Here is a 10741-nt window from a genome sequence, read left to right as displayed (position 1 = left end):
CACCAAATTTTTTGGACAATACTGTCGCAATCGCTGCTGTCAGTGTAGTTTTACCGTGATCAACGTGACCAATTGTACCGACGTTGACGTGCGGCTTGGTGCGTTCGAACTTACCTTTTGCCATTTTATTCTTCCTTCAAAAAGAACGATTTATTAACATAGTACCTACCCCGCTGGGGGTAGGTTTATTTGATACGAATTACTTAGCTTTGGATGTTACGATTGCATCGATAACGTTCTTAGGCGCTTCAGAGTAGTGCTTGAATTCCATGGAATAAGTTGCACGACCTTGAGTTGCTGAACGCAGGGATGTAGAGTAACCAAACATCTCAGACAAAGGTACTTCAGCTTTAATGATTTTGCCGCCACCGCCAGCAATTTCATCCATACCTTGAACCATACCACGACGGGAAGACAAGTCACCCATCACAGTACCAGCGTAGTCTTCTGGTGTTTCGACTTCAACAGCCATCATTGGCTCCAGAATAACTGGGCTTGCTTTACGGCAGCCATCTTTGAACGCCATCGAACCCGCCATACGGAACGCGTTTTCGTTGGAGTCAACGTCATGGTAAGAACCGAAGAACAGTGTAACTTTAACGTCAACCACTGGGTAGCCAGCCAATACACCGGATGTCAATGTTTCGCGAACACCTTTTTCAACCGCAGGGATGTATTCACGTGGAACAGTACCGCCTTTGATCGCGTCAACGAATTCAAAACCTTTACCTGGCTCTTGCGGTTCGATCTTCAATACCACGTGACCGTATTGACCACGACCACCGGATTGCTTAACGAACTTACCTTCGATCTCTTCGCAAGTTTTGCGAATTGTTTCGCGGTAGGCAACTTGTGGCTTACCAACAGTTGCTTCCACGTTGAATTCACGCTTCATACGGTCAACAATAATGTCCAGATGCAACTCGCCCATACCGGCGATAATTGTCTGACCAGATTCTTCGTCTGTACGTACGCGGAACGATGGATCTTCAGCCGCCAAACGGTTCAATGCCAAGCCCATTTTCTCTTGGTCAGCCTTAGTTTTTGGCTCAACAGCTTGAGAAATAACTGGCTCTGGGAACACCATACGCTCCAGAACAACGATTGCTTTTTCATCACACAGCGTATCACCAGTTGTTGTGTCTTTCAGACCAACTACCGCAGCGATATCACCGGCCATCATTTCTTTGATTTCTTCACGTTGGTTCGCGTGCATTTGAACCAAACGGCCGATACGTTCTTTTTTCTCTTTAACAGAGTTATAAACGCTATCACCTGAATTCAATGTACCTGAGTAGCAACGGATGAAGCACAATTGACCAACGAACGGATCAGTTGCGATTTTAAATGCCAACGCAGAGAATTTCTCTGTATCTTCTGCTTTACGCACAACTGGCTCATCATCGTCATTCACACCAGGAACTGGTGGAATATCAACTGGGGATGGCAAGTATTCAACAACCGCATCCAACATTGCCTGAACGCCTTTGTTCTTAAATGCTGTACCACACAGCATTGGAACAATTTCAGAAGCGATAGTACGTGCGCGCAATGCTTGCTTGATGTCGGCTTCAGACAAATCACCTTCTTCCAGGTATTTGTTCATCAACTCTTCACTGGCTTCAGCAGCTGCTTCAACCATGTTTTCACGCCATTTTTGCGCTTCAGCTACCAGATTTTCAGGAATATCACGGTATTCGAACTTCATACCTTGAGATGCTGTATCCCAAATGATTGCCTTCATCTTAACCAGATCGATAACACCTTCGAACAAGTCTTCAGCGCCAATAGGCACTTGCAGAGGTACCGGGTTCGCTTTCAAACGTGCACGCATTTGATCGTACACTTTGAAGAAGTTCGCGCCAGTACGATCCATTTTATTGACGAATGCCAAACGTGGAACTTTGTACTTGTTAGCTTGACGCCATACTGTTTCGGACTGAGGCTGAACACCACCCACTGCGCAGTAAACCATGCAAGCACCATCCAGAACACGCATAGAACGCTCAACTTCAATAGTGAAGTCAACGTGGCCTGGTGTATCGATGATGTTGATGTGGTGAGGAGCGAAGTTGTTCGCCATACCGCTCCAGAAGCAAGTTGTCGCTGCTGAAGTAATAGTAATACCACGTTCCTGCTCTTGCTCCATCCAATCCATGGTAGCGGCGCCGTCATGCACTTCACCGATTTTGTGATTTACACCGGTGTAGAACAGAACGCGTTCAGTTGTCGTCGTTTTACCTGCATCAATGTGAGCGGAAATACCGATGTTGCGGTAGCGCTCAATGGGGGTCTTACGGGCCATAGATAATCCTAAATCTTTTAATGGACAAAACCGAGCGCAATTTTTTTGTAAAAATCGCGCCCGGCCTGATTCAAAATACTTGCCAGAGCCGTTGCATAAATATCATACAAAGGCTCCCTACTCTTACTCTTAGAAGCGGAAGTGAGAGAAGGCCTTGTTGGCTTCTGCCATACGATGGACTTCATCACGTTTCTTCATTGCACCGCCACGACCTTCAGCGGCTTCCAGCAACTCTCCACCCAAACGTTGTGGCATGGATTTTTCGCTACGCTTGTTAGCGGCTTCACGCAACCAACGCATAGACAAAGCTAAGCGGCGAACTGGACGAACTTCTACAGGCACCTGGTAGTTTGCACCACCAACACGGCGGGATTTAACCTCAACCAGTGGTTTTGCATTGTTGATTGCCAGAGCGAACACTTCCAATGGATCTTTACCAGATTTTTGTTGGATGTGGTCGAATGCACCGTAGATGATGCCTTCAGCAACAGACTTCTTGCCGGACAACATCAATACGTTAACAAATTTTGCTACTTCTACATTACCGAATTTTGGATCCGGCAATACGTCCCGTTTCGGGACCTCACGACGACGTGGCATTTCAATTCCTTTCAATCTTCAGTTGAGCACCAAATAACACTTTACTGGCACTCGCGACAGGCCATCATAGCCAGTCACTTACTCGGCTCATTCCGAACCGACACTGATCCGTAAATTTTACGGAGATTAAATTACGAGATAATTACTTCTTAACTGCCTTAGCGCGCTTAGAACCATATTTGGAACGAGCTTGCTTACGGTCTTTAACACCTTGGGTATCCAATGCGCCGCGAACCATATGGTAACGAACACCTGGCAAATCCTTAACACGACCACCGCGCAACAAAACTACGCTATGTTCTTGCAGGTTATGACCTTCACCGCCGATGTACGAAATAACTTCGAAACCGTTGGTCAGGCGAACTTTAGCAACTTTACGCAAAGCCGAGTTAGGCTTTTTTGGAGTTGTAGTATAAACGCGGGTGCAAACGCCACGTTTCTGCGGGCTGTTTTCCAGCGCCGGCGATTTGCTCTTTACACGTGCGGAAACACGTGGTTGGCGAATCAGTTGATTGATGGTTGGCATCGTTTTTAATCCAACAAAATACAACGTTAAACACAAACCCGGAAACGGTTGCCCGGGAACTAAGAATCATTTTTTACGTCCGTTTATATTCAGACGAGCCCGATTTATCTGAATTTGCCTGCTTTTTAAGCAGTCAATTCACATCATGTTATGCAAACAAATAACTAAAAAGTGCAAACCCAAAATCGAGAACTCGCAATTTTATGCCCCATTACACAAGGCTGTCAACGATTTTTATTCAGCGTGCTTGCGAATGCATAGATGAAATGAGAACTCTCAGGGTAGAAAATTTCTTCGATAAATCAAGTATTTCCGTGTTTTGAAAAAAATTGCAGATTAAAGCACTAGCATCGCAAGATGTCGCTTTTGTCACTTTAGCGTATTTGACAATCGCTATTGCGAAGTCCTAACCACAAGCTCCGCAAATCATTTATATTGTCGCGCTTTGCTTAAAAAACGTGCCGTTAAAAGATTAATTTATTTTTATTACTACTTTTCTACGCCTTTTTTACTCGCTTTTTTGACCTTAAGACTTGCCGGACAACGGCAAAAGCCATGATGACGCGTTTTTCACTCAGATCACTTCGACCACTATGGTCACTAAGAACTGGTTCCTGCTTTTTGCTAGGCAGCTATATTTTGCTGTCGGCAGTCGCGTTTTTTTCATTCGTAATTGGCAAGCCTGTTGAACATGCGTGGCAGCTATTTTTTACTGAAGCGATAGCATGGGTGGTTTTCTGGGCGGCATTTCAAAGCCCGCGCTGGTTTCACTATCTTCTGTTACCGGCAATGCTGGCAGTGCCGGTCGAAATTTATTTGCGCCTTTACTTTGGGCAAGGCATCTCTACCCATCATCTGGGTATTATGTTTGAGACCAGCCCAAAAGAAGCAATGGAATTTCTAGGGCAGAAGGTTTGGTTATTATTTATCTTAATTATCGCTATTTGTGGCTGGTGGGGAATAAGCTTCAAAGCGGCGCGCTCGAGCCCAGAACTGACATGGCGGCATTTCTCGCGCTGGATCGTCATTGCCTTGGCTTTGCTTGGCACGGCCATCTGGCAATATGGTCATTGCGTGGGGATCGCAGCCGCACCAGTTGTCGCACCTAGCAACCTGGATAGTAGCGATGAAGACGACACGCCCGTTAACACTCCAACCACCGAAACTAAAGGAAGAGTGCTAAGCAACCCTGATCTGGAACGCCTGCGCCAACGCCTTGCCAAGAGCCCCGGCAAGCTACCCGCCTGGGCAGCGATACCTTACAGCGAAGAGGTAATGACGCAAACCTGGCCATTTGGACTGGTCTCATATGCGATCGACTTCTGGAACGAACGCACTTATTTTCAGGAACTATCAGAAAAAAACCGCAATTTTAGCTTCCACGCGAAGCTAATTGGCGATCCTAAGGCGCCGCAAACGGTAGTGGTGGTAATTGGCGAATCGTCTCGATTTGATCGTTGGAGTCTGAATGGGTACAAACGCGACACTAACCCACGCCTCTCTTCTGAAAGCAATCTCGTCAGTCTGAATGATATGGTGACGCCGGTCACTGCCACTCGCTTATCGGTACCGATCATTGTTTCGCGCAAACCAGCCACAATGGGTTTAAAAGCAGGTTTTTCAGAAAAATCATTTTTAACTGCGTACAAAGAAGCAGGCTTCAAGACGTTCTGGATTTCTAATCAGATGAGCTTCGGCAAATTTGATACACCGGTATCCGCATTCGCCAAAGAAGCGGATGTGACTGCATTTCTGAATCTGGGTGGATTTACCAACAACTCGAATTTTGACGATGTATTGCTTACGCCGATGAACCAGGCAATGCAAGATCCGAGTCCAAAGAAGCTGATCGTCTTACATACCTTAGGCAATCACTGGAATTACAGCCACCGCTATCCTAAAGAATTTGATCATTGGCAGCCATCACTATTCGGCATCGTTGATCCTGAATATACAGATCTAAAAAACAAAGATGCGTTAAACAATAGCTACGACAATTCTGTCCTTTATACGGATTGGATCCTGGGCGAGCTCATAGAGAGGTTGAAAGCCAGCAATCAGCTAAGCACCATGATGTACGTGTCAGATCATGGACAAACCTTGTATGACGGCGATTGTTTATTAGCATTCCACGGACATAACACGCAGTTTGAGTTTCACATTCCAGCTTTCATCTGGTATTCCGATGCATATCGGGAACAGTTCCCGGAAAAAATCGAGCAGTTACACAAGCATCAAAAATCCAAGTTATCAACAGAAAACGTGTTTCATACGCTACTAGATATGGGCAACATTCAATATCCGGACGAAAAACTTGAATGGAGCATTTTGAATAGCCAGTTGCAAAGGCATACCCGTTTTGTCGATAGTCATGGCTGGGTCGACTATGACCATGCCGATATGAATGGTTCATGCCGCGAGGTCATTGCGAAAAAGCCAGTGCGCAAGAAGAAAAAGGGCCGAAAATAGACGTAAATTCAAAATTTCACCGAACTTCTCACTACATTTGATGCCAAAAGATCGCAGTGAGACATCCAATAGTCGTTTCATTGCAGGAAATACACTATCTCGCTTACACTTGTTCCATGCCTATTGATATCCCGCCTACCCTCACCATTAGCACTTCCAATGAGCCCGTAATCACCGCGGCGGGCGCATGGGTAGTCAATGCTCTCACGCATGGCGACCGGCTCAAGCAATTAAGTGCGAAACTCAGCGAGGCGATGGTATTAAACAACGCACAATGGGATTTACGCCAGATAAACAATCTTGATCATGTCGGCGCGCAAACACTTTGGAGCGCATGGGGAAAAAAGCGGCCCAAACATTTGATCATGCAGCCCGCACATGAAGGTATTTTTGAGCGACTTGAATTAGTTACCGCCATGCCTTTGCCAGTTGTACCTAAACCACGACTGACACGTACCATGCAACTAGGCGCGGTCGTGCTTGGTTTTTTTGCCCATTTAGTCAGCTTCAGTAGCTTGCTTGGGCAATTAGTGCTGGATCTTGGCCGTTTTGCGCAGCGCCCATGGAAAGGTCCATGGAAAGAATTATCAGCCAACATTTACCGCATGGGTGCGCAAGCCCTGGGCATTACTGCCTTGGTCGGCATTTTGATTGGTATTGTTTTGTCGTATTTATCTGCACAACAATTGCGCGCATTCGGTGGCGATTTGTACATCGTTAATCTGCTGGGTATGAGCATCATTCGTGAGCTCGGTCCTATGCTGGCAGCGATTTTAGTGGCAGGTCGTTCCGGTTCTGCCATCACGGCACAACTTGGCGTCATGCGTGTCACAGAAGAATTAGATGCGATGCGTGTGATGGGTATTCCACATGGTTTCAGGTTGATTATGCCTAAGGTACTAGCCCTTGTAATCGCCATGCCGCTGCTGATCATCTGGACCGATATCATGGCATTAATAGGCGGCATGATTTCAGCGGAGGCCTTGCTTGGTATGTCGCCAGCATTTTTTATTTATAAATTGCCTGACGCGGTTCCGTTACTCAATTATTGGATAGGACTGGGAAAAGGTGCGACGTTTGGTTTGCTCATCGCCCTCATCGCCTGCCATTTTGGCTTACGTATAGAGCCCAATACCGAAAGTCTGGGGCGCGGCACTACCAGCTCGGTGGTCATTTCCATCACAGTTGTGATTATTGCAGACGCTGTATTTGCCATTATTTTTAGCAAAGTAGGATACTGATTGATGAAATCCGATTACATCATCGATATTCAAGGCTTGCGTACCCAGTTTGGTCGCACTGTAGTGCATGACAATTTGGAACTGCAAGTTAAGCGCGGTGAAATTTTGTCTATCGTCGGTGGGTCGGGTACCGGCAAAACCGTGTTAATGCGTCAAATGCTGGGTCTGGAAAAACCACGGCGAGGTACGATCAAGGTTTTTAATGAAGATATACACGCGCCGAAAGAAGGACACATGAATTATTTGCGTAAGCGCTCCGGCATGTTGTTTCAGCATGGTGCGCTGTACTCTGCCTTGAGCGTGTTTGACAATGTTGCGCAACCTTTGCGTGAATTCGGCAAGTTGCCCGAAGAACTCATCACTGATCTGGTTTATCTGAAATTGCAGATGGTCGACATTGCGTTTGAACATGCCCGCAAAATGCCCTCGGATTTGTCCGGAGGAATGATCAAACGGATCGCTTTAGCACGCGCACTGGCGCTCGATCCGCAATTACTGTTTCTGGATGAGCCAACCGCCGGACTCGATCCAGACCGCTCAGACAGCTTCGTACAATTAATCCAGTCGTTACACCGACAACTTGCTTTGACCGTAATTATGGTGACGCACGACCTCGACAGCCTGTTTGCACTTTCAAACCGGATTGCGGTACTGGCGGAAAAACGCGTTATCGTCATTGGATCGCCACACGAAGTGGTGGCGTTTCCGAACCCATTTATTAAAAGTTTCTTCCTCGGCGGGCGCGGCCTGCGGGCGATGGAAGTCATGACTTCAGCAACCAATTAGGAAAGCCATGGAAAACCGATCTCATGCTCTTATTGCTGGCTTTTTTACCATTGCTTTATTGGTAATTACTGCCATGTTCGCGATTTTTTTGGGACGAGATAAGATACAACGTATCCCTTATGAAATTGTAACCAGCTCCTCGGTGTCAGGCTTAAATCTGCAAGCCGCAGTGCGCTACAAAGGAATTAAAGTCGGCAATGTAACCGATATCAACTTCAACCCCAAAGTGCCCGGTCAAATCATACTTCGGGTCGAAGTCATCCCGACTACACCAGTGACCAGTGCCACATTTGCAACTCTGGCGTATCAGGGTGTCACCGGGATTGCTTTCGTTCAGCTTGATGATGATAAACAACCAGGTCACGCTTTGCTCGCCAGCACCCAAGATGACGACGCATTGCCGCGCATTCCTTTACGGCCAAGTATGTTGCAAAACTTGGAACAAAAAGGCATTGCAATTCTGAGCCAAACTGAAGAACTCACCAAACGCATCAACAACTTACTCGACCCGCAAAATCCTTCTTCACTGATGTCGACGATAGATCATGTCGGCAAAGCGGCAGAACAATGGGGAACCGTACCTGCACAGATTGCGCCTAGTCTGAGCAAACTTCCGGCGCTGATAGATCAAACCCACAGTACACTAAGCTCGGTAAAAAGTTTGTCCGTCGATGCGAATAAATTTACTCAAAATCTAAACCAGCTCAGTAGTCAATTGCAGTCCAGCGAAGGACCAATTGCGCATTTTAATAACACCTTGGATCAAATCAGTAACGGTATTACGACTGAAACCTTGCCACGCATACAAACGCTGACCAGCGATGCCCGTAGCAGCTTACGATCGCTCAATCGTACGACTGAAAATTTGAACGACAGACCACAAAGCATCTTGTTTGGTAACTCAGCGCCAGCGCCAGGCCCAGGTGAGCCAGGGTTCGTTGCACCTGCGTCAGCATCCGAATAAAGGAAATCTTATGTCACGCTTTTTTCGCACTCTCACTCATCTCGCTGACAAACCATATTTGCCTCTACTGGCAGCCAGCTGTCTGATGTGTCTACTCAGCGCCTGTTCGGGCAATGCCGCAATACAACGGCAGCAATATGACTTTGGTCTACCGGCTATCCCCGCGGTTGGCAATGGTTCGTCCAAATTACAGGTCAGCCTTGCAGATATTCAAGTGGTGCCAGCACTCGACAGCAATACCATGTGGTATCGCCTGCAATACGATAATGCACAGCAACTTAAAGCCTATGCACAAGCGCGTTGGAGCATGCCGCCAGCGCAGCTATTAGCGCAACGCTTGAAAATTCAAATGTTAGCAACTGGCACGCAAGTCATCAACGCCAATGATGGGATTGTGACGCAACCAGTTCTGCGTATTGAGCTTGATGAATTTTCGCAAGTCTTCACAAGCAGCACAAATAGCCATGCACAAATCAATGCCCGCGCTGTTCTGAGCAAAGGAAAAATGATCCTGGCACAACGCAGCTTTAGCGTGCAATCTCCGAGCAAAACTCCCGATGCCTCAGGTGGTGCCCGCGCGATGCAAGAAACGAGTGATGCGTTGATCAGTGAAATACAACAATGGCTGACGCAATTAGCTGCGGTCTGATTTGCATCATGCGATGAATCAAATTGAACATACAGCACCCCCGAAAACACTGCGCAGTTCCCCTTTTGCGCGGGCGAGTCTGGTCGCTTACCTTTTTCTGATTTTGTATGCGAGCTGGTATCCATTTACTGGTTGGCGTGCTAACAACCTATCAGCTCTGCCAGATGTAATCCGGCAGTGGCCGCACTATTGGACGGTGTTTGATGTCAGTACCAATATCGTCGGCTATGTCCCGTTTGGAATGCTGATCGTGTTCTCTCTGTACCCACGAGTTAATCGTTGGTGGGCGGTATTGATCGCGATTTTATGTGGATCGGCGGTGTCAGCAACTGCAGAGTTAGTACAGTACTTTTTACCTACCCGCGTTACGTCTATGCTGGATTTTTTGACCAATGCCAGCGGTGCGGTGATAGGCGCGCTGGCAGGTGCATTGTTAACCCCTTTGTTAATCGAAAAAGGGCGCTTGCAATTACTGCGCAAACAATGGACGTACCAGGAATCTAGCAGGGAAATTGTCATTTTAGGTCTGTGGCCTATGGCACAACTGTACCCACAGGCGTATCTGTTCGGACTGGGGCAATTTTCCCCCTTGTTGTCTCAACATTTGACCAATTTTTTTGAGATGGACATCGATCTGAGCGCCTTCTTTTTACAAGGAATCGAACCCAATGCGGATGCCTATTTATTAGCGGAAGCCTTCATTACAGCTTGCGGTTGCACGGGTGCCATTCTGATTTGCCTGAGCTTACTTAATCGCCATGCGCCGAAATTTATTCTGGCCCCGTTGCTCCTCTTGATGGCGTTAATCTGCAAATCTCTCGCCTGCGCACTGCTGTTCAACCCTGAATATGCGTTTGCGTGGTTTACCCCCGGTGCCCGTGGCGGCTTGCTGATTAGTCTGATAATGTTGTACGGCTTTTCATTTGCGCCAGTGCATGTACAAAAGCGTTTAGCGTTTCTTTTGCTAATAATCTCGATGGTCGTCGTCAACTTGTTACCTGATAATCCTTACTTTGAAGTAACAATGCAAACCTGGGTACAAGGAAAATTTTTGAACTTTAATGGTGCTGCGCAGTTCTTATCGATGTTTTGGCCATTTCTTGCTCTCTGGGCACTGTTACGCAAGCCGCGCGCGGGATGATGCGGGTTTGCAGTATTATATTGCCTTAACTTTGCAAGTCGGTCTTTACTGACATGCTCC

General features: G+C 47.0%; 10 protein-coding genes. 6 read left to right on the top strand and 4 right to left on the bottom strand.

The window, feature by feature from the left end; all coding sequences use genetic code 11:
* The 4 genes from ACO0KY_RS01465 to rpsL form a co-directional block, all read right to left on the bottom strand.
* Positions 1-124, bottom strand: a 124-nt coding sequence (locus ACO0KY_RS01465) for a GTP-binding protein (protein ID WP_017454492.1), incomplete at its 3' end; no start/stop codon positions are given.
* Positions 125-199: 75 nt separating this feature from the next.
* Entirely contained in the window at positions 200-2305 is a 2106-nt protein-coding gene (fusA, locus tag ACO0KY_RS01460) for an elongation factor G (RefSeq protein ID WP_186913922.1), read from the bottom strand.
* A gap of 129 nt (positions 2306-2434) precedes the next feature.
* On the bottom strand, positions 2435-2905 hold the full coding sequence (gene rpsG / locus ACO0KY_RS01455) for a 30S ribosomal protein S7 (RefSeq protein ID WP_162039546.1): 471 nt from the start codon (positions 2903-2905) through the stop codon (positions 2435-2437).
* Between the two features lie 142 nt (positions 2906-3047).
* Complete coding sequence (rpsL, locus tag ACO0KY_RS01450; RefSeq protein WP_186913921.1) at positions 3048-3431, bottom strand: 30S ribosomal protein S12; 384 nt, start codon at positions 3429-3431, stop codon at positions 3048-3050.
* A gap of 555 nt (positions 3432-3986) precedes the next feature.
* On the opposite strand from rpsL, the gene ACO0KY_RS01445 reads away from it, so the two are divergent.
* From ACO0KY_RS01445 to ACO0KY_RS01420, 6 genes are all read left to right on the top strand, one after another.
* Positions 3987-5900: a phosphoethanolamine transferase gene (locus tag ACO0KY_RS01445; protein ID WP_423043650.1), complete on the top strand. Its 1914-nt coding sequence runs from the start codon at positions 3987-3989 to the stop codon at positions 5898-5900.
* Positions 5901-6016: 116 nt separating this feature from the next.
* Entirely contained in the window at positions 6017-7141 is a 1125-nt protein-coding gene (locus tag ACO0KY_RS01440) for an MlaE family ABC transporter permease (RefSeq protein ID WP_423044138.1), read from the top strand.
* Between the two features lie 3 nt (positions 7142-7144).
* Positions 7145-7927 (top strand): ABC transporter ATP-binding protein, encoded by a 783-nt coding sequence (locus ACO0KY_RS01435; protein WP_423043648.1) that lies wholly within the window; start codon positions 7145-7147, stop codon positions 7925-7927.
* 7 nt (positions 7928-7934) lie between these two features.
* The gene (locus tag ACO0KY_RS01430; protein ID WP_423043646.1) at positions 7935-8891 is read left to right on the top strand and encodes an MlaD family protein; all 957 of its coding nucleotides are present in this window, start codon (positions 7935-7937) and stop codon (positions 8889-8891) included.
* A gap of 10 nt (positions 8892-8901) precedes the next feature.
* Positions 8902-9540 carry an ABC-type transport auxiliary lipoprotein family protein gene (locus ACO0KY_RS01425; RefSeq protein WP_423043644.1) on the top strand — a complete coding sequence of 213 codons (639 nt, stop codon included), beginning with the start codon at positions 8902-8904 and terminating at the stop codon, positions 9538-9540.
* 13 nt (positions 9541-9553) lie between these two features.
* Positions 9554-10681 (top strand): VanZ family protein, encoded by a 1128-nt coding sequence (locus ACO0KY_RS01420; RefSeq protein ID WP_423043642.1) that lies wholly within the window; start codon positions 9554-9556, stop codon positions 10679-10681.
* Positions 10682-10741: the final 60 nt, after the last annotated feature.

This window comes from Undibacterium sp. Dicai25W, from assembly GCF_049340505.1.
Classification (GTDB): domain Bacteria; phylum Pseudomonadota; class Gammaproteobacteria; order Burkholderiales; family Burkholderiaceae_D; genus Undibacterium; species Undibacterium jejuense.
Note: the sequence above shows the minus strand (reverse complement) of the source record. Positions and strands in the feature narration are given on the sequence as shown.

Excerpts from the sequence above, each read along its gene's own strand:
- fusA (WP_186913922.1), bottom strand. The coding sequence starts at position 2,305 with ATGGCCCGTAAGACCCCCATTGAGCGCTACCGCAACATCGGTATTTCC.
- rpsG (WP_162039546.1), bottom strand. The coding sequence starts at position 2,905 with ATGCCACGTCGTCGTGAGGTCCCGAAACGGGACGTATTGCCGGATCCA.
- rpsL (WP_186913921.1), bottom strand. The coding sequence starts at position 3,431 with ATGCCAACCATCAATCAACTGATTCGCCAACCACGTGTTTCCGCACGT.
- ACO0KY_RS01445 (WP_423043650.1), top strand. The coding sequence starts at position 3,987 with ATGATGACGCGTTTTTCACTCAGATCACTTCGACCACTATGGTCACTA.
- ACO0KY_RS01440 (WP_423044138.1), top strand. The coding sequence starts at position 6,017 with ATGCCTATTGATATCCCGCCTACCCTCACCATTAGCACTTCCAATGAG.
- ACO0KY_RS01435 (WP_423043648.1), top strand. The coding sequence starts at position 7,145 with ATGAAATCCGATTACATCATCGATATTCAAGGCTTGCGTACCCAGTTT.
- ACO0KY_RS01430 (WP_423043646.1), top strand. The coding sequence starts at position 7,935 with ATGGAAAACCGATCTCATGCTCTTATTGCTGGCTTTTTTACCATTGCT.
- ACO0KY_RS01425 (WP_423043644.1), top strand. The coding sequence starts at position 8,902 with ATGTCACGCTTTTTTCGCACTCTCACTCATCTCGCTGACAAACCATAT.
- ACO0KY_RS01420 (WP_423043642.1), top strand. The coding sequence starts at position 9,554 with ATGAATCAAATTGAACATACAGCACCCCCGAAAACACTGCGCAGTTCC.